Raw genomic sequence first — 21,543 nt, 5'->3', positions numbered from 1 at the left:
TATTAGTAAAAGAAAGGGGGACTAGCTTTGAGAAACTTAAGGAGTTTGGGATTAAAATTCAGTATGACATTGGCGAGCTTAGCTTTAATGGTAACATCACTAAACGTTAATACAACTTGTATGCTTATTGCTCACCAACCTGAATTGCCAGAAGGAGCTAAGAAGCTTCGTAAGTTTTAATGGATTTATCAGAAATACTTACGGACAAATTAATAAGTATGCAAATCATTAGTGTAGAGGAAAAAGATATTTATTCCTATGGTTTTAAACAAGGCTTATTGTTGCTTTTAAATATGATAACCATAATAATAATTGGTTTTTTCTTTAATATGATTTGGCAAAGTGTAATCTTTATGGTTGCTTACAGTATTCTTAGGGTTTATGCAGGAGGATATCATGCAAGTACTCCGTTCAGTTGTTACTTATTTTCTGTTGTGATGATAACAGCAGTACTTTGGTTGATAAAGCTGATTCCTTGGAATGGTTTTATCTGCTTTATTATTACAACAGTATCATGTATAATCATATTGCTAATAGCACCAGTAGAGGATGCAAACAAGCCCTTAGATCAAGAGGAAAAGAGGATTTTTAAAAAACGGACAAATATTATTTTAGGCGTTTTAATTGGATTTGCTTTACTCTTTTGGTTTACAGGTGAGAAACAAATTTCGATATGTATAATTATGGGTATATGTCTGATTTCTGTTATGCTTGTACTTGGAAAAATTAAAGATATCAAGGAATAAATATCAATAGTTAATTTTGAAACTATCCAATATATATTCTTGATCTGCATATTATGGATTAGTAAAGTGTTAGTAATTCCAAATTGAAAGGATTATAAGTATTTAATAGTTCTCTAGTTTACTTTATGTAGGATTACAGATAATGAAAGACCTCTACCTGTTAGGATAGTGGTCTTTTTGCCTAATATTTATATATTTAATTCTTTATAATTTATCCAAAGAATGCATAAATGTGATATAGTTACTGTAAGTTATCATGTTGCTAAGGGGGTATGAATTATGTTTAGAATAGCGATTTGTGATGATGAACAGATAATAGGTTCACAAATTGAGAATATATTATTGGATTATTCGGAAAGAACCAGTTTAGAGATAGATATTATAGTATTTTCTTCAGGGGAAGAATTGTACAAATATATGGAATCGAGTCATACCTTTGACCTAATATATTTAGATATCGAAATGGAATGTATGAATGGACTTGAAGTTGGAAAGAAGATAAGAAATACGATGCAGAATCATAAAACGGACATTGTTTATATCTCAGGTAAAGATGGTTATGATCGTCAGCTGTTTGATGTACAGCCCTTGCACTTTATTCCAAAACCTATTGATCCAAATAAAGTGATAGAAGATCTAAGGCTAGCTATGACTAGAGCAGACAAACTAGGGGGGATATTTGCATATAAAAAAGGAAATGAATCACATAAAGTACCAATAAAGGATATCATATATTTTGAGAGCCTTGGCAGAGAAACAAGAATTGTTACTGTAAAAGGTGAAGATATTTTTTATGGGGTAATGCAGAATATATTTGAGATAGTTAGAAAATATCAATTTATTAAAATTCATAGATCCTACATAGTTAATTATAATCATATATCTATTTTTAGATATGAGGAAGTTATTATGTCAAATCAGATTATATTACCCATAAGTCAAGCGAAAAGAAAAGAAATTAAAGATATACAGTTGAGTATAGAGCAGGAGGAATAAGTGGTGAGCATTGATATATATAATTCCATTTATATTTTTAGCAATATCTTTATGACTTATACAATATATAAGTTTATGAGGATATTTTATGCAAAGGAAAATGCAAATAAAAAGGTAATAGAAATAGGGTCTTATATCACATATTTTATAGCTATTACTATGTTACATATTTTTGTTAAGATCCCTATTATACTCTTGATTTCAAATCTGGGACTTTTCTTAATGCTAACATTGAATTATAAGAGTAGTTTTAAAAAGAGGATTTTGACAGCTCTTTTAATATACCTCACTTTAATGTGCATTGAGATGATAATTGTTTTATATACAGGATATTTCAAATTAGATCTACTAATAAGAAATGATTATGAATCAATTTTAGGAATTATTATTATAAGAATAGTATCATATTTTATTGTACTGATTATAGGAAGCTACAAAAATATTCGTCAAGGAGATATTGTCCCTAATACCTACTGGTTATGCATACTTATTATACCAATAGGAACATTATATTTACTGATTACAACATTTATGGTACGTGGACTTGCATCTGTAACGATATTTATGTCTATAGCATTTGTATTATTGATTAATTTTGCAACATTTTACTTGTATGACGAAATTTCAAGGATATTATCAGAGGAGAAAGATAAGATACTTATGCAGCAGCAAAATAAGTATTATGAAAAGCAGCTTGAACTAATGAGAGAATCTTTGAAATCTATAAAAACAATAAAGCATGATTTGAAAAATCATATGACCTCCTTATATGTATTGGTAGAAGAGGATAAAAAAGAAGAGTTATTGGAGTATTTATCGGGGGTGATAGAAGTGTTTAATAATAAAGAAGGTTTGGCATCTACAGGAAATACCGTTATAGACAGCATAATTAACTTTAAATTACAAGAAGCAGAAAAGGAGAAAATTGCTGTAAATATAGATTTAAATATTCCTAAAGAACTGAAAATTCCTTCATTTGATATAACTATCATTCTAGGAAACTTATTAGATAATGCCTTAAATGCAGTAAAAAAGTTAGAAAAAAATAGATATATAGATATCAAAATTAAATATACAAAAGGTCGATTAATTTTAAAGATAGATAATTCATTTGATGGAACAATCATAAAAGAAAAAGGTAAAATAATTACTTCACATAGAGATAAGAACAATCATGGTTTAGGATTAGAAAGTGTAAAAACAGTTTTAGAAAAATACAATGGAGTTATAGAATTTAAATATGATAGCAACAAATTCCATACAGCACTATTAATGTTTGTTGAATGAGAACAAACATTAAGTTAGTTTTTGAGTTAATAATAGCTATATTGTATAGTAATAATGCTTTATATATAATTAGGGATGTTTGTCTTCAAGAATAAACTCATTATTTTATAATATGCTACTAGATATATTCATAGTCGTTCAGGAGGATAATAAATTCAAAACACTCAACAATTGCTTTAGCTGTTTAAATTATGACATAAATGAATATTAGAATAAGCTAACAATCAAGATAATAGTTTTATATTACAGATATTATAATTAAACAAGTTAATTAAACCTACAACAATTGTATAATACGCAAAATAGACCTTTAGTTATCATGAAGTGAAGATATCTAGAGGTCTATTTTTAAAGAAAAGAAGGATTTAATATGGATATAGGATTACTTAGAAATAGTAGAGAAGAGAGAACAGGTATAAAGTTATTGTGAAAATCTTAGTTTGTGACATTAAAATATATAGTTCATGACAATCTCTCGCACAGAAAAATAAAATTGTTATAATTAATACAAGATAGTTGCCCTTGTATATATAACGTGTACAAGCTTATTAAATAAATTTAGTGTTGTAAAGTGTTAATTTTGAAATTGAAATAAGATAGGCTAGTATTAGAAATGACGATTTCTAATTAATATAAAGCTAGCACTTTGAACGTTCAAAAATTAGCAAATGGGTTTTGCTAATATGTAGATAAAGTCTACATATTAATGAAGTCATAAAAAGGAAGGAGGGACAAGTATGAAAAAGTTAGGCAAGAGAAATGACGATAAAAGATTTACATCTTATTACAAAGCTGCTTGTGAGGAATGTAAAACTCAGTGTATAGCTGGGTGTACACCTCCAAATGATACTCCGCAGGGTATGGCAGAAGTTGAGTTTATTGAAAGATATTATCAAAGAACAGACTTTCCAAGATGGTAATAAGAAGGTTGTCCAACATCTGCATTTGCAGATGTTGGACACTAAAACATGCAATATGAAGAGGTAAAAAAAGATGACAAATAATAGACAACCAAATAAAAAAATAATTATAGATATTTTAAGGTTATTTTCTCCTTATAGAAAGAGAATTGTCATAATAATTATTTCCATTATCTTTACTTCCCTAATAAGTATATTCACCCCGTTAATAAGACAAATTTTAATAGATGATGGAATTATAAAAAATGACATAAAAACAGTAGGGTTTATTACTCTGGTAATGCTACTTTTTGTTATTGTAAATTTACTTTTTGAATATATAGAGATGGTAAACTCAACTTATATTACTCAGATGGTGCCATTTAATCTTTTAAAAGAATGCTTCGATAAAATGCTAAGACTTAAGATGGCATATTATGATAATACGAATTATTATAAGGTAATTGAAAATATTAAGTTTGATATATCGACCATTACAACTATAGTCGACCAAAGTACTTTTTTAATACTTGGAAGGATGTTTAACTTTGTTGGCGGATTAGTTGGATTATCTATTATAAGTTGGAAGTTAAGTATTATTCTTCTAATTGCTGTTCCAATAAAGATATATATTACTAATTATTTCACCAAACGCAAGACTACTTTGTTTAAAGAATTAATGATAAAAATCGAAAAGTCAAATGAGTGGCTTGGAGATGCGCTTGCTAATATAGAAATAATAAAGCTATGGAATTTATATACTCATTCAAAAAATGCATTTATTGATGTTCAAAATGAGGAAATAAGTTCAAGAAGAACTACGATATATAATGATAAAATAAATAATATGATTAGCAATGCGATAGGCTTGATTGTAAACATAATGATATATCTGTATGGAGCCTTACTTGTTATTAAGGGAGAGATTACATTAGGTGGACTCTTTGCGTTTTTATCTTATTCAACAACATTAATTAGTACAATAAGTTTAATTACTCTTGTTAAATATAGAACGGCAGAAATAATACCAGCGTATTTACGGTATATGGAATTTTTGAACTTAGATGAAGAAACATTAGCAGATACCAAAAAGGTTTCTTGTCCTAACAGACCTTCGAAGATATCAGTAGAAAATGTTAGTCTTGTTGTTGATAATAAGACAATTTTGAAAAATATTTCATTTACAATTAATAAAGGGGAGAAAGTAGCAATATGGGGAGAAAATGGGAGTGGGAAAACATCAATTATCAACTTATTATTAGGCTTCACATCTCCCAGCAGTGGCAGTATTTTAATTGATGAAATTAATCTTAAAGACATAGATATAGACTCTTATCGTGATAATGTAAGAGTTGTTGCACAACATACAAAACTATTTAATCGAAGTATATATGAAAATATAGACCCTCAAAACAACTACAGTGAACAAGAAATAATTGATTTGCTAAAAGAATTTAATATAGAAAGCTTTTTGCAGAGCTTAAGACGTGAAAGCAATGTCAAGATAGGAACTAATGGTAATAAGTTATCAGGAGGCGAAAAACAAAAGCTTTCTCTTTTGAGGGCATATTTAAAGAAAGGAAATATTCTAATATTAGATGAGCCAACTTCTAATTATGATGAAGAATCAAAAAAAACATTTGACAAGATAATTAAAATGAAAACAAATCATAATATTTTAATCATAGTTACTCATAATAGAGAAACATTAAGAGAAATGAACAAGATTATAAAGATATCTAATGGCACAGTTGACGGTATCGTTACATATGAAGAGTTTTGTGAGGCTACTTCATAAATATCATATAAAACTTAAAGGGAGGAAGAGAATATGTATATGTACAAAACAATAAAATCTCCATATAAGTACTATGTATATGATGGAAATATGAATTCTATTTTAGAAATTGAAAAATCAGAATTTGAGTCATTAAGTAGAATTGAAGAAGGAAAAGGACAGAATGAGGATGAGATAATTTTACAATCATTTCAAAAATCTGGTTTTTGCAATGAATCTAATATTAAAGAAATAAAACATCCTGATACAGATAATGTTGAATACTACTTAGAAAGTATGTTATCACGAATATATTTGCAGATAACACAAAATTGTAATTTGCGTTGCAATTATTGTGTCTATTCTGGGAATTACCAAAATAGAACTCATTCCAATAAAATTATGGACTTTGAAATGGCTAAAAAAGCAATTGATTATTTGGTAAAACATTCATATGATTCTTTTGAATGTACTGTAGGTTTTTATGGCGGGGAACCATTATTAGAATTTGAGCTAATAAAGAAGGTCATCTCATATATAAAATCAAATTATCCCGATAAGAAATTTAGTTATACTATAACAACGAACGGAACATTACTTTCATCTGAAATAGCAAATTATTTAGTAGAGAATAATTTTAGCTTAGTTATTAGTTTGGATGGGCATAAGGAATGTCAGGATACTAATCGTAGATTTATTAATGGAAAAGGTACATTTGATGTGATAATGAAAAACTTAGAAAACATAAAGCGCCAGCATCCAGATTACTTTCCAAAAATCTTAATTAATTCTGTTCTTTCTCCAGATGCTGATATAAAAAGTATAAAAGATTTTTTTTCTACTAATGATTTAATAAGAGATATTAGAGTAATGAGTACAGCAGTTTCTTCAGCTTATAGTAACGAAGAGATTTATTATCCTGATGAGTATCGTGCTGTTGAAAGGTTTGAAACATTTAAATGTATACTTTGGTTAATAGGTAAGCTTAACTTTGATAAAACTTCAGATCTTTTCACAAGGTGGAGTGGTCCAGCTACTGAAAAATATAGGATGATGAAGAAAGTAGGAAAAGTATCAGAGATTAATCATCCAGGAGGTCCTTGTGTTCCAGGGAAACATAGATTATTTGTCGATGTAGAGGGAAATATGTTTCCATGTGAAAGAATAAGTGAAAAGTCAAAAATAATGAATATGGGGAATTTAAATACTGGTATAAACATCAAAAAAGTTAAAGAGATAATCAATGTTGGGAGTTGTACAAAAGAAGAATGTATGAAATGTTGGTGCTTTATTTTCTGTGGGCAGTGTGCTGCACATGCAGATAAGTTAGAGGACAGGCCTTCTCCTGAAATGAGATTATCTAGATGTGATCAATTGAAAGATTCTGTAATTGAAAATTTCTTAGATATTTGTTTTTTAAGGGAGAATGGATACAATTTTGAGGAAGGAGTTTTAAGATGGGAAGAATCATGATATATCCGTTTGGAAAAGAAACTGCTCCAATAATGAGGAATATTAATCTAATAAAAAATGAGGAAGTCCAACTAGTGACTGACACTAATCCTAATATTTATATCAAAGAGCATCTTGAATTAGATGATAATAAGATTATCTATAATTTATCAGATGATTTTGAGAAGTCTCTAAATGAAAGTGAGATTGTGTATGTTCCTTTTGAGAAAGATTACTTTTCTATAGAGAGGTACATTGAAATAATTGAGGAGATTACTAAATCAGAAAAAAGAGTATTATTATCACGAGATTTATATAAGGAATTAGCTAATATTGAATATAAATTTGCAGATCAAGTTACTCCTTATAATCATAGAAATATAAACTTAAAAGTAAAAACTAGGGAAATCTTTCAAATTAATGTACCGGTTATTATGGTACTAGGGGATGGTCTAAATTGTAATAAATTTGATATACAATTATCCTTAAGAAGCTTTTTTAAAAGTAAAGGATATTCTGTGTCACAATTAGGGACAAAAGAATATTCAGATTTATTTGGATTTGATCCATTACCATCTTTCATTTTTGAAGAGGGGAGGATAGATGATATAATTATCACTTTGAACCATATGGTATATAGTAAAATAATAAATGAAAAACCAGACTTAATGATTATAGGTGTTCCTGGAGGTGTTTTACCCGTAAGTGAAGAACATCCTGAGGATTTTGGAAAGTTTGCATATATGATAACAAATGCTGTTAAACCAGATATAGCAATTAGAAGTTTGTACAACAATAACTATACTGATGGATTTTTTGAAAATGATATACAAATGTGTAAGTATAAATTGGATAGTATCGTTGAGTATTATAATATTTCAAATACAAGGCTTATTTATCCACAAGAGAAGTATGGAGATTTGACATATTTAACAGTTAATAATAAGGCATCTGAAAATTATATAGAAGAACAAAATCAGAAGGATATACATTATAATTTGTTCAATGTATTGGGAAATTATAATGTTGAAAAAACGTATGAGCATATATTGGAGCAATTGTCTCAAAATAAAGTTCAAATATAATTTAAGGAGAGATAATATGCATAGTAAGAAAAATATAGAAAAAAAGGTAATTGAAATAGTAGAGAAAATTTGTAGTAGAGAAGTAGAACAAATAAATACAAATATATTTATGAATCCATTTTATATGTCTAGTCGTGAATTGGCCTATATTTTTATTGAGCTAGAGAAGGAATACAATATTGATTTGAATGAATTAGTTGAAGAGTACAAAAATCATACGGTAGCAAATCTGATAGATGCTGTAGTAAAGGTAACATCCTTAGCAGAAGTAGTGTAGCATAAAAACAGGATATATTATATAATGGTGATGAATATGAGAATGTTAAAGGTAGCATTCATAGATGATGGTATAAATGAAAATGACATATCTTACAAAAGAGGTCATAAGTTTTTTCATTATATTGTCAAAGAAGATAGTGTTATAGAATCAAATGATAAAATTGTAAATTCTGAATCGCATGGAACATTATGTGCTAGTGTTTTCGTGAAATATGCACCAGACTGCAATATTTATGATATTAATATTTCACCAAATGAAAAAGATAGTATTAATGTTAGAAATGTTAATATTGCCTTGCAATGGTGTGTTGGAAATGATATACATCTAATTTCAATGAGTTTGGGCATTTTGTCAATGATTGATATATCTGAACTGAGAAATATCATTGATACTATTAATCTGAAGGGGATTATATTAGTTGCGTCATGTAGCAACACTAATAAAGTAACTTATCCTGCTTCCTTAGATAATGTTTTAGGTGTTAGATATGATAGTCAATATTCATTGAAAAATGGAGAATATTATTTTTTCAATAGTGCATTTGATGGAATTGACATTACTACCTCTTTGCCTGTTGACCATCCCTTGCAATACTTAGAAAATCAAAACATAAAAATGACAAATAGCTTTGCTGTACCGTATATAGCTTCAAGGGTATGTCATTATTTGATGCAAGGGATGGATATGATAGAAATAAGAAAAGAATTAATAAAAAGATCAAAACACATTGATTGCAGGGGGTACTATGAATTTCTGAAAGAAATAATTCCAAAGTCCTGTGAGACATTGATGAATGACATACCTATAATAGGAATAGTAGTTAATCGTAAGTTAAAGGATTCTATACAGCATGATTTAAAGGAATTATTCAGAGAAGAAGGATATTTATGTGCATTGTTAGATGATAAGAATGACATTAGTAAAATAGAATTTTCAAGAGAATGGGAAAATCAGTACAATATTTCAACTGATGAAATGATATCGTTGATTATTAACAGCAATATAATAGATGTCTTATTAGTGGTTATTACTGTAGAAGAATTTGAAAAGTATATTGAAAAAAAGTTGTTTGATATGTATTTAGTACCGCATCAATTGTCTATGTCAAATGATTCCAAGATTATAGATTATACTGCGACTTATGATGTGAAAGTAATATTTAGTAAAATTATAAAAATGTTTGATTGGTAAATGTATTAAACTTTAATAATTTTAAATCTAGATACAAGGCAAAACTCGAATTATCAATTAAAATTAGAATTTTAAAAATAATTACAGGTGTTGTTTAATATGGCAAACTTAAAACTAAAACAAATTAATAAAATTTATGACAATGGTTTTCATGCTGTTAAAGATTTTAACCTTAAAATAGAAGAGGGAGAATTTATTGTCCTTGTTGGACCATCTGGTTGCGGTAAAACGACAGTATTAAGAATGATAGCAGGACTTGAGACTATTACAGATGGGGAACTATATATAAATGATTCTTTTATGAATCATATGGCTGCAAAGGATCGGGATATAGCAATGGTGTTCCAAAGCTATGCCCTTTTTCCTCATTTGACAGTATATGAAAATATATCTTTTCCATTAAAAATAAACAAATTATCAAGGGAAGAGATTCACAATAAGGTTAAAGAAGTTTCTGAGATACTGGAAATAGAGTCACTGCTTAATAAAAAACCGAGTACTTTATCAGGAGGTCAAAAACAAAGAGTGGCATTAGGTAGAGCTATAGTTAGAAAACCTAAAATCTTTCTAATGGACGAGCCTCTTTCTAATTTAGATTCCAACTTAAGAACTCAAATGCGAATAGAGATATCTAAACTTCATAGTAAATTAGATGCAACTTTTATCTATGTTACCCATGATCAAATAGAAGCTATGACTATGGGGACAAGAATTGTAATAATGGAAGATGGTAAGATACAGCAGATTGGAACACCTCAAGAGGTTTATGAAAACCCCAATAATATATTTGTAGCAAGATTCATAGGAAGTCCGTCAATGAATATATTGGATGGTATCGTTGTGGTGAATGAAGAGGAGATACAGCTGAAAGTATCTATTGGGGAAGATAATGAAGACAGTGCAAAATACATAAAGATACCTAAAACTCAACAAGATGTACTAAAAATTAATAATTATATAAACAAAAGAATAAAGATTGGTCTTAGACCAGAGAGCATAGAAGTTAGTGCTGATTGGGATTTTAATACATTTAAAGCATATGTTACAATGGTAGAGAGAGTGGGCTTAGATACCTATATATACTTTGATATACATGGCGATAACTGCTGTGTTAAAACCACCAATATAAATAATGATATTAAGATTGGTGATTATATCTCTTTTTATATAGATAAACAAAAGACATACTTATTTGATTATGAAACAGAATTAAGAATTATCTAGCTTTTAGAAAAGGATGAAGGGAAATTAGCATTTAAATAAATATAAAAAGAAGGGAGCCATGGCTAAATTGAAATATAAAATAATTGAGAAGATCATTGTAATCTTTATGGTGGCAATTATGTTATCGGGATGTTCAAATAATGAAAATTTAGACAATATCCTTCCAGCATTAGAAGGTAATAATCTACCAACAACAGAAGATAACAAAGAATTAAGTGGGAAACTAACTGTATCTACTGTTTTTGATGGATATATCGATATATTTGCAGAGGAATTTATGGACATGCATCCTAACGTGGAGATTATAGTAGAAAGACCAGACGACAATAAGGTTTCATATATGTATCGAATTGCTATAGACTTATTAAGTGGTACAGCCAGTGATTTAATAGATTTAAGTGGTTTAGATATCAACCATAAAGCTCAAAGTGGGCTACTAGTCAATATATATGACTATATGAACAATGATCCTGACTTTGATAAATCTGACTATTACACTAATATTTTTGAAGCTATGGAATTTGAGGACGGATTATATGCCATGCCATTATCATTTAATTATGATATGGTATATATTAGTAAGCCTTTAGCAGAAAACATAGGGCTAGACTATGAAAACTATAAAAATATAAACTATACTGAAATGCTTGATATATATGAAAAAGTGAAAAAAACTCACCCTTCACCAGATAAATTTTATCTTATGCCTGGTGTTACAAAAAGTTCATTTTTCGACTATGAATCTGTTGATTTTTTTGATATTGAAACTGGAGATGCCAGTTTTGATAGTGATGAATTCTTACAGCATTTAAAGTTTACAAAAAAGCTGAATACAGTTTATCATCCAGAAACTATGGAGTGGGATTTTACTCGTGTAGGAGTGAGGAATGAAGATTTTTTAATAGAGGATTTCATATTTTCTAAATTTACAACAAGTAATATAGATATGAAAAACATGATGGTTGAATTTGAAAACACAATAAATCCTATACCATTTTTAAGCAGCAAGGGAAAGGCACCATTTAGCAATTTACTCTCAACATATGCTATTTCTAATAATAGTAAAAATAAAGAACTTGCATGGGAGTTTTTAAAATATTGTGCATCTGCTAAAGAATTACCTGCATTTGAAAGTGAAGAAGATGAAGAAAAATATTCCTTCATGTTTCTAGGGAATATTCCAATAAATATTGAGAACTTTTATACATATTTCAGACATAGTTTTGAATCCGAGGTTAAGTGGTATGAAGAAAGAGGTCTTGAAGGCAATTGGAAATTTAAAAATGAGGAAGAGAAGGAAAAAATGTTTGAAGATACTTTAAATCAAATACATGAATGGAATCAAGAGAGAAATGTATTAGTTGGAAATCTTGAATTAACACATTTGTTGAGAGAAGAACTAGATAACTATTACTATTATGATTTAGCAACAGCTGAAGAGACAGCAAAGATTATTCAAAACAAGGTCTTTACTTATCTGAATGAATAGAATTATATAGATGAAAGGGAAAGTATATGAAAATAAAACATATGAAAAAAGATAGTCTATTACCATATATATTACCTAGTTTATGTGGGATATTATTTTTTTATGGTATCCCTTTTATATTGTCTTTTTATTATGCCCTATTAAATAATATGGGAGAGAAAAAGTTTATAGGTTTAAAAAATTTCTCAGACACATTAAAAAATCCCATGTTTCAAAGAGGTTTAACAAATCAAAGCATTTTTATAGCTATTGCTGTTCCATTGTGCTTTATTTTAGCTTTATTTTTTGCATTACAAGTAAGGAAATTAAAAAAAGGTAAAAAACTTATATTTTTAATATCAATAATACCCTTTGTTATTCCATCAGGCACTAGTATATATTTTTGGAAATGTATTTTTGATGTAAATGGATTTGCCAATAAAATTCTTTATTCCTTAAATATCCCTATGGTTAACTGGTACAATAGCAACTGGGTTATGGCTATTGCTGTTATTATATTTATCTGGAAGAATGTTGGAGTTACAAGTTTAATATTGTATGTAGGACTTAACCAAATTCCTAAAGAATATTATGAAATAGCAGATATAGAAGGAATAAATAGATTTCAGAGATTTTATAGAATCACCTTAGTGTATCTCACACCAATTATATTTATCTCAATACTATTATTGGTTGTTAATTCCTTTAAGATTTTCAAAGAGATTTACTTACTCTTTGGCAATTATCCAGATGAAAATATATATCTATTACAGCATTATATGAACAATCACTTTTTTAGATTAAACCTACAAAAATTAACGACAGCATCCTATCTGCTGTTTATTATCATTGGATTGTTTATATCCTTAATGTTTCTATTGCAAAAACGATATTCCGATACTTTTAATATGTTAAATTTTGAAGGAAATCATAAAAATACATATAGCAAAACATCTAGTTATTTTACTAATAGCTTTACAAGCATAATGGTATTGCTTTTTTTACTTCCTTTAATCTTTACAATCTCCAATTCATTTATGGGAGAAATAGAGATTGTTAGTAGATATACTAAGGAGATTATAGAGTACAATACAATGGATTTAACAGTAGGGAATATGCACTTTGTTAATATAGGATTTTTTCCAAACAGCGCTACTATCAGTGGCTACCTAGATGTATTTAACAACCCTCATTACTTGAAAGCATACCTAAATTCCATACGAATCGTTGTGCCTATTTTAATAGGGCAGTGTATTATTTCACCATTGGCAGCATATGGCTTTGAATATAGCAAATGGAAGTATAAAGAAGCATTATTCTTTATGTATATACTGATAATGCTAATGCCTCTTCAAGTTCTTTTAGTACCTAATTATCTTGTTGCAGATTGGCTAGGGCTTGTTGATACTCATTGGGCAATAATCCTTCCTGCTATTTTTAACCCAATAGGTGTATTCATCATACGGTTACAGTTAAAGGGCTTTCCAAAGGAGTGTATTGAAGCAGCACAAAATAATGGAGCATCCCGTTTTCAAGTATTTAAATATATAGTCTTACCAAATGTAAAGCCAACTATAGTTATATTGATAGTGTTAATATTTACAGAATATTGGAATATAATAGAGCAAGGGTTAGTCCTATTTAAAAACCCAGATTTAAATCCATTGTCAATATATTTATCCCAAATAGTAAATGAGAATTTAGGTGCTTTTTTTGCTACTTCATGTTTATATTTAATACCTGTATTTCTGATATTCTTATTAATTAGAAATAAATTTTTGATAGGTATAGTATCTGGAAATGAAATCCACAAGGGCAAGGTATTAGATTAACTGATTAAATAATTAGGAAAAAGATTTAGAAATGGGACCGTATACAAGGTTTTATACATGATTATTTCGAAAAGCTGAGAATAATTGTCTTGTTCTCAGCTTTTTTCCGTGATGTAATAGGATGAATCGGGAGGAAACTTGCACTTTATTGTTCTATATACCATTTAAATTTTATAAAATTTTGATATTTAGAATCTTCATTAATATAAATAGAAGTAACTACAGCATTAAAATCTTAGTTCATGACATTAAAATATATAGTTCATTACAAAGTGCAGCACAGTGAAATAAAATTGATATAATTAATACAAGAACGTTGATTTATGTGAAGAAAGTGTACATGCTATTAAAGAAGTTAAGTATTATAAAATAATTTTAAATTGATGTAAAATATGGCTAGCATTACAATGACGATTTCTAATTAATATAAAATTAGCACCTTGAACGTTCAAAAATTAGGAGTTAAATTTTGTTTATCTGCAGATGTATGGATTTGAATGGAGAAAATGTTGAAAAAATAAAAGAAAAAGTATATTTTTTTGAGGTTTCTTACAACAGTGATAATTTAGTTATTTACTTTTCTAATAGATCTGGAAATTTAGAAGTAAAAGATATTTCTAAAAGATAATGGCAAAGGATATTATTAATTTAAATAACAATGTAAAGTTATGGCTCTACTATAAAATTGTTATATGAAAAGGATTATCCCAGTAGAGGCTTTTTACTTAAAACAAAAAATATATGTCTATAGTTATTAGCAGACTAATTGCATACTTAATACATATCTGTTGATACTGACTTTAGATAAGTAGTACCATATACTATGTATTATGGAAGAGTATAGCATAATTAAATAAATAGATAATCCATGGACCTCGACATTTTTAATCAAAGTGCCGGGGCTATTTTTATACCCTAACACAGCGAGGAATAGTGAGCTGATGTGGGTCAAATGTTTGAAACCCAAATTCATATGAATTAAAAAGACAAATGGATTTGTGGTTGGGACGACTTATACTATTTTCCAATAATATGGCAGCTAAAAAGCCGAGAATAACGATTTTGTTATTCTCGGCTTTTTATTTATCAAAAGATAAGGGGGAAGTATGAAGCGTTGGGAAACTTATATTGCTAGATATCCGTGATCTTCTGATTTTTTCTAATTAAACAAAAATGAAAAAATTGGAGGAATACGAATGGTAAACTTTATGAATGCTTACATTCTTGAAAAGACTGAAGGTATAGATAAAGAACAATATTATGTTTCATTTTTTGACGGAAATTATGTACTTCATAGGATAGAGATTAACTTTGATATTTACTCTGCTTTATTTGAATTAAATAAAATTGATAGAAATCTTACTCGCTCTGATGAAAGAAATCTAGAACATTCAGAGCTTACCGATGAAACTCTTAGCAGAAGAATCTTTGAAAAGTCAAAAGGTATAGAAGAAATTATACTAGAAAAAGAAATGAAAACTGAATTTTGGAAAGCAATAGGAGAATTACCTGATGTTCAAAGAAAAAGATTACTTTTATATTATGATTATGGGTTTTCACTAAAAGAAATTGCAAAAATGGAAAACTGCTCTATACGTGCAGTTAAGTATAGTATAGACATTGCCAAAAAGAAATTAGAAGAAAAAATAAAAAAGTTTTAAATTTAGACTTCAAAAACAGGCTTCAAATGTGGAAACAGGTGAAGGGATATTTTTCTCTTCCCTGTTTTTTATTTTACAGGTTGCACTTTGAAAACTAAATATCCGATTTCATAAATACATTAGCTGATAAGCCAGAGATGGAAAAGCGACAAAGGAAGATGCGCCAAGACCACCTGTATAAAAGATTTATTTTATATAAAAGTCGGCCTTCTAAGGTGTAGAGCGGTACCCATCTGTTCCTAAAAACAATCCATGGTAGGTTGTTCGCCGTAATCTTATCAGCCTATAATGATACTTCTGCCCAGCCACAGATATCCCAATGGGGGCAGCCAGCGGAGATCCCGGTGGAGGTGAAACTCCTATGATGAAGAATAACCAACTTCAGTTTATGAAATCGCCCTTTAAGCCTTATATAAGGCTTTCTGTGTTGGGGATAGTAGTGTCTAAATACAACACATACTTTTAGTTATCTAATAATTTTAATATTAGAAGCAATGGGGATCACTTATTTAAGGCAAGAGATAATATATTTTGTTTTACAAATATAGTGGTCCCTATTTTTGTGATATTAAAAAGAGATATTAGGATTAAAATACAAATTACATAGAATGGGGGAATTCATATGACAAAGGAGCAGTCTATTAAGGAAGTAGAATATAAGATGGCTTTGAAACTTTTAAATATACTGCTTTCCAGAGGGATTATAACAGAGGATGAATATGTAAAAATTGATGAACTGAACCGTCAGACATTTTCTCCAGAACTCTCTGAAGTATATGCGTAATAACACTAGATATTGAGGAAATCTTGTGGTAGTGTATGTTGCTAAGAAGAAGTAAATATCAAAGAAAGGAGGAAAAACCATGATAAATAAAGTGAAGAAAGTCAAGAAAATAGAGCCTATACATCAGAAAGTTATGTTAGAATTGAAGCCTAAAAAAAGGGTATGTGCTTATGCAAGAGTCAGTACAGATTCTATAGAGCAACAGGATTCCTTTTATTATCAAGTGGAATATTATAAAAATTATATAGGAAAAAGGGATGACTGGGAATATGCAGGAATCTATTCTGATGAGGGTAGAAGTGGTACTCAAGTAGAAAAAAGAGATGACTTTTCACGAATGATGCAAGATTGTGAAGATGGTAAGATTGATATGATTGTTACTAAATCATTCACAAGATTTGCCAGAAATACAGTAGACAGTATTAAGGCAATCAGGAAATTAAGACTTTTAGGAATAGGAGTATACTTTGAAAAGGAACATATCAATACCTTATCAGAAAAAAGTGAACAAATGCCTACAATACTAAGTTCCATTGCACAAACTGAGTCAGAAAATACTTCAGCTAACACCAAGTGGGGAATTAGAAAACAGTTTGAAGATGGAACATATAAAATAAATACCCCAGCCTATGGATATATGAATGATGAGAATGGACAGCTGATAATTAAAGAAGATGAAGCTAAAATTATTAGAAGAATTTTCACAGAGTATTTAAATGGCAAAGGGACTTATGTAATTACTAGTGGGCTAAATCAAGATAATATACCAACCATTAGAACAGCAGAAAAATGGAAACATAGTGTGATAAATGATATATTACAAAATCCCGTCTATCAAGGGGATTTATTATTACAAAAAACATATAGCACTGAGGTACTTCCTTTTAGACAAAAAATAAATAAAGGGGAACTACCTCAGTATTTTATTGAAAATAATCATGAAGCTATTATTACAAGAGAAGAAGGACAAATGGTAGGTGAAATCCTTGAATATAGAAGAAAACAGATAGGAGTAGGAGAGGGTGGCAAATATCAAAACAGATATGATTTTAGCAGTAAGATTATATGCAGTGAATGTGGAAGTACATACCACAGACAAAAAGTCAGTATAGGAAAGCCAAATGAAAGAGTCCAGTGGTCCTGTGCTCAGCATATAAGAGATAAAGAAAAATGTAGCATAAAGGCCACGAGAGATGAAATTATAAAGGAAGCCTTCTTAACCATGTGGAATAAACTAGTGACTAATTACACAGATATCCTGTATCCACTACTTGAGTCCTTAAAGAACCTAAGAACTAATGAAGAGCAGGAGAAAGAAATAACAGAATTAAATAATAAAATAATGGAATTAACAGAGCAGGGTCAAATCCTAAATCGAGTAGTATCGAAAGGATATATTGACCCTGCTATTTTTATAGAAAGGCAAAATGCACTGACTATAGAGATTGAAGAAACTAAGAAGAGAAGAAACCAATTACTAGTTAATAACGGTTTTGAAAAGGAGATAGAAGGAACTTTGCGATTACTTGACATTATTAGATGCAATCCAGAGATATTGGAAGACTACGATAAAAACTTATTTATAGAGACAGTAGATAAAATTTTCATAGGGAAAGATCCTGAAATTGCTTTCAGACTGATTAATACTTTAGAGTTAATAGTGTATGTAGAAAAGTGAGGTGAAGGTGTATGCGAAGAAATGTACCAATAGGCTATAAGATGGTAGATGGAAAAATAGTCTTGGATAAGAAAAAAGCAGAATTAGTTAAAAAGATTTTTAAGGACTATTTGAACGGAGTATCCACCGATAAAATAGCAGAATATCTTATAGCCAAGGGAATACCTAATGCAAATAACAAGATTAGCTGGAGTTATGGATCTGTAAGAACAATATTGGTGAATATTAAATACTTAGGAGATACAATACATCCTCAGATTATAAATGAAAAAACCTTTGAATCTGTGCAGAATCGCAGAAAAGAAATTGCAACTAGGTTTGGGAAAACTACCCAGGTAAATAAAATAAAAAATCAAGCCGTATATAGCGGGAAAATAATATGTGGAGAATGTGGGGAAATTTACCGGGAGTATATTGAAAATGTCGGTAAAGCATCAGAAAGTAGAAATTGGAAATGCAAAAGATATATTTATCAGAGAAAAATATGTTGCAGAAATCCATTTTTAACGGGTGAAGAGATAGAAAACATATTTATATCAGCAACAAATAAAGTCCTATCAAAAATGTGGCTCTTGGATGAAGAAAAGAAAAAAGAACCTCCAAAAATAACTATGGAAATCAGAAAGATAGAAGAAAGAATCAAAGAGCTGGAGGAAGAAGAACAATTTTCTTCAAAGGAGCTATCGGGACTAATCTTTAAAAGAGCAAAAGCCTATTATAGTATCACTAAAATAGATGATTATGCCTATAGCACAGAAAAAATGAGACAAGCACTTGCTGAGAAAGAACAACTGATGGAATTTGATGAGGAGTTATTTAAGACCATAATAAAACAAATAATCGTCCATAAGGATGGAAAAGTCGTAGTGGAATTTATAAATGAAATTACTATGGAGGAAGATTATGAAGACGTAAGAAAGGATGAATAAGAATGGCAGTACCAGTAAAGAAGAAAGTGTCAATTATTCCTGCACAGAATATTTATAATAAAGGTATCCGGCCAGAATTAAAAATCCTAAGAGTAGCAGCTTACTGTAGGGTCAGTACAAAGTTAGAACAACAAGAGGGCAGTTATGAAGCCCAAATTGATTATTATACAGAGAAGATAAATAGTAATCCTAATTGGAAACTGGCAGGTATCTATGCAGATGACGGTATATCTGCAACTAATACGAAAAAAAGAGACGATTTTAATGCCATGATAGAAGACTGCATGGCAGGAAAAATAGATATGATAATCACTAAGTCCGTCAGCAGATTTGCAAGGAATACCGTAGATGCTTTACAAACAATAAGAAAACTAAAAGAAAAAAACATTGCCATATTATTTGAAAAAGAAGGTGTAAATACCTTAGAAGGTTCAGGAGAGTTGCTAATCACCATTTTAAGCAGTCAGGCACAAGAAGAAAGTAGAAATATAAGTGAAAACACAAGATGGGGAATCGTAAGAAGATATGAAAATGGAATCATCACAGTTAATCATAAGAAATTTATGGGATATACCAAGGATAAAAAAACAGGTGAGCTGGTCATAGTGCCTGGGCAAGCAGAGACAGTAAGGCGTATTTTTAGAATGTATTTAGAAGGAAGTAGTATACTACAGATTACGAGAGCCTTAGAAGCAGATAAAGTTAAAACGGTAACGGGAAAGGATACGTGGCATGCCAGTGTAATTGAAAGAATGTTAATCAATGAAAAGTATATGGGAGATGCCCTAATGCAGAAGACCTATACTGTAGACTTTCTGACAAAGAAGCGAGTAAAAAATAATGGGATCGTACCTCAGTACTATATTGAAGATAACCATGAGGCCATTATACCAAAGGAAATATTTTATAAAGTACAGGAAGAAAAAACAAGACGTGCCAGCCTGAATAAAGCAGCAGTCACAAGGAAAGCAAACAAACTAAAAAAAGAGAAAAGTAAATTCAGCTCTAAATATGCATTAACAGAAATATTAGTATGTGCCGAATGTGGACATCCCTATCGAAGACAAACCTGGTCAAAATATGGGCAAAAAAGTGCAGTATGGAGATGTGAAAACAGACTGAAAAATGGTGTAAAAGCAACTTGTAAAAACTCACCTACCCTTAAAGAAGAACCACTACATCATACAATAATGACAGCTATTAATAATGTAGTAGAAAATAATGGAGAGTTTATAGGAGCATTCAGAGAAAATATTATCAGAGTCATAGGGAACTATTCTACAAAGAATATTGCAACAGAATATGATGAAAAGATAGAGTATCTGCAAAAAGAAATGCTGTCATTAATCGAAGAAAACGCAAAACAAGGAGCTGTGGCAAGAGATTTTGATGATGAATACAAAAGGATATCCCAAGAGATAAATGAGCTTAAAAAGGCAAAAATAAGGCTTGTACAAGGGAAGGAACAGGATGAGATGTATGAACAGCGAATGATAGAAGCAGATAGCACCTTAAAGACTGTAAATCCAAAAGTAAGAGAGTTTGATGAGGACTTGGTACGAAAGTTAATTGAAACCATTAAAGTGAGTAAAGGTGAAAGACTTAAGATACAGTTTGAATCAGGAATAGTTATGGAACAGATAGTAGATTATTATGACTAGAAATATAGGAGCAGTAACTAGGGTAATAGAAAATAGTTACTAGCTTGATGATAATAATAGTCTGCTAAAAATAAAATCCCAGTAAAAATGCTGCGGATTTTATTTTTTTAGATTATTACTATATGATATATGGGACAAATTTATAATATTGGTAATGAAGGCAGAAAATATGGGGCGAGATAAACTATATGAAATGATAGAAGGAAACCCTGGATATGCTTATGTTTATAGAACAGAAAGTAATAATAGATATAAAGAATTTGTATTTGATATGTCACCTGAGAATATAGCAAATTTTAATGGTAAGAATGCTCATACTGCAGATAAAGTAATCTTGACAGATATATATGATCAAATTAATATTGGAATCAATCTACGGTGGTTTTATAATGAATCGTCCAGATCAAGAACTATGCAAACGGGTTATTACATATCTTGCTCCAATTCAGCAAGGTGAAGTAGAGGCAAAGGACTTTCTAGCTTTTACAAGAGATGAATTTGAAAAGTTGTGGGATCAGAAAGAGATAGAGGAACTAAAATCAGGGATAAAGCTTATATGAGGTATAGTAGGGATAAAAACTTATTGAATGTAT

Annotated in this window: 20 protein-coding genes; all 20 read left to right on the top strand. The window is 29.6% G+C overall.

The features are described from left to right. Nucleotides 1-27: 27 nt before the first annotated feature. The 20 genes from KQI38_RS21210 to KQI38_RS21115 all read left to right on the top strand — a co-directional run bounded on the left by KQI38_RS21210 (nucleotide 28) and on the right by KQI38_RS21115 (nucleotide 21,407). Complete coding sequence (locus KQI38_RS21210; protein ID WP_216563047.1) at nucleotides 28-180, top strand: cyclic lactone autoinducer peptide; 153 nt, start codon at nucleotides 28-30, stop codon at nucleotides 178-180. Next, entirely contained in the window at nucleotides 180-746 is a 567-nt protein-coding gene (locus KQI38_RS21205) for an accessory gene regulator ArgB-like protein (RefSeq protein WP_216563046.1), read from the top strand. Before KQI38_RS21210 ends, KQI38_RS21205 begins: the two co-directional genes overlap by 1 nt. A 279-nt stretch (nucleotides 747-1,025) precedes the next feature. Beyond that, a complete protein-coding gene (locus KQI38_RS21200; RefSeq protein ID WP_216563045.1) occupies nucleotides 1,026-1,742 on the top strand; it encodes a LytR/AlgR family response regulator transcription factor in 717 nt (238 codons plus the stop codon). A gap of 3 nt (nucleotides 1,743-1,745) precedes the next feature. After that, nucleotides 1,746-3,029: a sensor histidine kinase gene (locus KQI38_RS22700; RefSeq protein ID WP_216563044.1), complete on the top strand. Its 1,284-nt coding sequence runs from the start codon at nucleotides 1,746-1,748 to the stop codon at nucleotides 3,027-3,029. A 737-nt stretch (nucleotides 3,030-3,766) separates the two neighbouring features. Then, nucleotides 3,767-3,949 carry a hypothetical protein gene (locus tag KQI38_RS21190; protein ID WP_154442658.1) on the top strand — a complete coding sequence of 61 codons (183 nt, stop codon included), beginning with the start codon at nucleotides 3,767-3,769 and terminating at the stop codon, nucleotides 3,947-3,949. Between the two features lie 73 nt (nucleotides 3,950-4,022). Continuing rightward, complete coding sequence (locus KQI38_RS21185) at nucleotides 4,023-5,726, top strand: ABC transporter ATP-binding protein (protein WP_216563043.1); 1,704 nt, start codon at nucleotides 4,023-4,025, stop codon at nucleotides 5,724-5,726. Nucleotides 5,727-5,759: 33 nt separating this feature from the next. Next, entirely contained in the window at nucleotides 5,760-7,178 is a 1,419-nt protein-coding gene (ccpM, locus tag KQI38_RS21180) for a Cys-rich peptide radical SAM maturase CcpM (RefSeq protein ID WP_216563042.1), read from the top strand. After that, nucleotides 7,163-8,242 (top strand): TIGR04066 family peptide maturation system protein, encoded by a 1,080-nt coding sequence (locus KQI38_RS21175; RefSeq protein ID WP_216563041.1) that lies wholly within the window; start codon nucleotides 7,163-7,165, stop codon nucleotides 8,240-8,242. The genes ccpM and KQI38_RS21175 overlap by 16 nt, the downstream gene beginning before the upstream one ends. Nucleotides 8,243-8,258: 16 nt before the next feature. Then, the gene (locus KQI38_RS21170; RefSeq protein WP_154442984.1) at nucleotides 8,259-8,519 is read left to right on the top strand and encodes a hypothetical protein; all 261 of its coding nucleotides are present in this window, start codon (nucleotides 8,259-8,261) and stop codon (nucleotides 8,517-8,519) included. A gap of 24 nt (nucleotides 8,520-8,543) precedes the next feature. Beyond that, nucleotides 8,544-9,713: a S8 family serine peptidase gene (locus tag KQI38_RS21165; protein ID WP_154442985.1), complete on the top strand. Its 1,170-nt coding sequence runs from the start codon at nucleotides 8,544-8,546 to the stop codon at nucleotides 9,711-9,713. A 99-nt stretch (nucleotides 9,714-9,812) separates the two neighbouring features. Then, on the top strand, nucleotides 9,813-10,937 hold the full coding sequence (locus tag KQI38_RS21160; RefSeq protein ID WP_154442986.1) for an ABC transporter ATP-binding protein: 1,125 nt from the start codon (nucleotides 9,813-9,815) through the stop codon (nucleotides 10,935-10,937). A gap of 58 nt (nucleotides 10,938-10,995) precedes the next feature. Further along, the gene (locus KQI38_RS21155; RefSeq protein WP_216563039.1) at nucleotides 10,996-12,426 is read left to right on the top strand and encodes an ABC transporter substrate-binding protein; all 1,431 of its coding nucleotides are present in this window, start codon (nucleotides 10,996-10,998) and stop codon (nucleotides 12,424-12,426) included. Nucleotides 12,427-12,452: 26 nt separating this feature from the next. Continuing rightward, on the top strand, nucleotides 12,453-14,237 hold the full coding sequence (locus KQI38_RS21150; protein WP_216563030.1) for an ABC transporter permease: 1,785 nt from the start codon (nucleotides 12,453-12,455) through the stop codon (nucleotides 14,235-14,237). 469 nt (nucleotides 14,238-14,706) lie between these two features. Then, entirely contained in the window at nucleotides 14,707-14,865 is a 159-nt protein-coding gene (locus KQI38_RS21145; RefSeq protein WP_216563028.1) for a hypothetical protein, read from the top strand. 568 nt (nucleotides 14,866-15,433) lie between these two features. After that, complete coding sequence (locus tag KQI38_RS21140) at nucleotides 15,434-15,898, top strand: RNA polymerase sigma factor (protein WP_216563026.1); 465 nt, start codon at nucleotides 15,434-15,436, stop codon at nucleotides 15,896-15,898. 622 nt (nucleotides 15,899-16,520) lie between these two features. Next, nucleotides 16,521-16,682, top strand: a complete 162-nt coding sequence (locus KQI38_RS21135) for an SHOCT domain-containing protein (protein WP_216563024.1) — start codon at nucleotides 16,521-16,523, stop codon at nucleotides 16,680-16,682. Between the two features lie 79 nt (nucleotides 16,683-16,761). Further along, nucleotides 16,762-18,360, top strand: a complete 1,599-nt coding sequence (locus KQI38_RS21130; RefSeq protein WP_216563022.1) for a recombinase family protein — start codon at nucleotides 16,762-16,764, stop codon at nucleotides 18,358-18,360. Between the two features lie 11 nt (nucleotides 18,361-18,371). Further along, nucleotides 18,372-19,289, top strand: a complete 918-nt coding sequence (locus KQI38_RS21125) for a recombinase family protein (protein ID WP_216563020.1) — start codon at nucleotides 18,372-18,374, stop codon at nucleotides 19,287-19,289. A 2-nt stretch (nucleotides 19,290-19,291) separates the two neighbouring features. After that, nucleotides 19,292-20,950, top strand: coding sequence for a recombinase family protein (locus KQI38_RS21120; RefSeq protein WP_216563018.1), 1,659 nt, complete (start codon nucleotides 19,292-19,294; stop codon nucleotides 20,948-20,950). Between the two features lie 154 nt (nucleotides 20,951-21,104). Next, nucleotides 21,105-21,407 (top strand): hypothetical protein, encoded by a 303-nt coding sequence (locus KQI38_RS21115; RefSeq protein ID WP_216563016.1) that lies wholly within the window; start codon nucleotides 21,105-21,107, stop codon nucleotides 21,405-21,407. The last annotated feature ends 136 nt before the right edge of the window (nucleotides 21,408-21,543 follow it).

It is taken from the genome of Tissierella carlieri, from assembly GCF_018917285.1.
Taxonomy (GTDB): domain Bacteria; phylum Bacillota; class Clostridia; order Tissierellales; family Tissierellaceae; genus Tissierella; species Tissierella carlieri.
This window is presented reverse-complemented; position numbering and strand designations above follow the sequence as displayed.

Bases quoted from the DNA above. Each gene is read 5' to 3' on its own strand.
- KQI38_RS21135 (WP_216563024.1), top strand. From the start codon at position 16,521: ATGACAAAGGAGCAGTCTATTAAGGAAGTAGAATATAAGATGGCTTTG.
- KQI38_RS21175 (WP_216563041.1), top strand. From the start codon at position 7,163: ATGGGAAGAATCATGATATATCCGTTTGGAAAAGAAACTGCTCCAATA.
- KQI38_RS21165 (WP_154442985.1), top strand. From the start codon at position 8,544: ATGGTGATGAATATGAGAATGTTAAAGGTAGCATTCATAGATGATGGT.
- KQI38_RS21185 (WP_216563043.1), top strand. From the start codon at position 4,023: ATGACAAATAATAGACAACCAAATAAAAAAATAATTATAGATATTTTA.
- KQI38_RS21115 (WP_216563016.1), top strand. From the start codon at position 21,105: ATGAAGGCAGAAAATATGGGGCGAGATAAACTATATGAAATGATAGAA.
- KQI38_RS21190 (WP_154442658.1), top strand. From the start codon at position 3,767: ATGAAAAAGTTAGGCAAGAGAAATGACGATAAAAGATTTACATCTTAT.
- KQI38_RS21125 (WP_216563020.1), top strand. From the start codon at position 18,372: ATGCGAAGAAATGTACCAATAGGCTATAAGATGGTAGATGGAAAAATA.
- KQI38_RS21205 (WP_216563046.1), top strand. From the start codon at position 180: ATGGATTTATCAGAAATACTTACGGACAAATTAATAAGTATGCAAATC.
- KQI38_RS21130 (WP_216563022.1), top strand. From the start codon at position 16,762: ATGATAAATAAAGTGAAGAAAGTCAAGAAAATAGAGCCTATACATCAG.
- KQI38_RS21170 (WP_154442984.1), top strand. From the start codon at position 8,259: ATGCATAGTAAGAAAAATATAGAAAAAAAGGTAATTGAAATAGTAGAG.
- KQI38_RS21155 (WP_216563039.1), top strand. From the start codon at position 10,996: ATGGCTAAATTGAAATATAAAATAATTGAGAAGATCATTGTAATCTTT.
- KQI38_RS21120 (WP_216563018.1), top strand. From the start codon at position 19,292: ATGGCAGTACCAGTAAAGAAGAAAGTGTCAATTATTCCTGCACAGAAT.
- KQI38_RS21160 (WP_154442986.1), top strand. From the start codon at position 9,813: ATGGCAAACTTAAAACTAAAACAAATTAATAAAATTTATGACAATGGT.
- KQI38_RS21150 (WP_216563030.1), top strand. From the start codon at position 12,453: ATGAAAATAAAACATATGAAAAAAGATAGTCTATTACCATATATATTA.
- KQI38_RS21200 (WP_216563045.1), top strand. From the start codon at position 1,026: ATGTTTAGAATAGCGATTTGTGATGATGAACAGATAATAGGTTCACAA.
- KQI38_RS21140 (WP_216563026.1), top strand. From the start codon at position 15,434: ATGGTAAACTTTATGAATGCTTACATTCTTGAAAAGACTGAAGGTATA.
- ccpM (WP_216563042.1), top strand. From the start codon at position 5,760: ATGTATATGTACAAAACAATAAAATCTCCATATAAGTACTATGTATAT.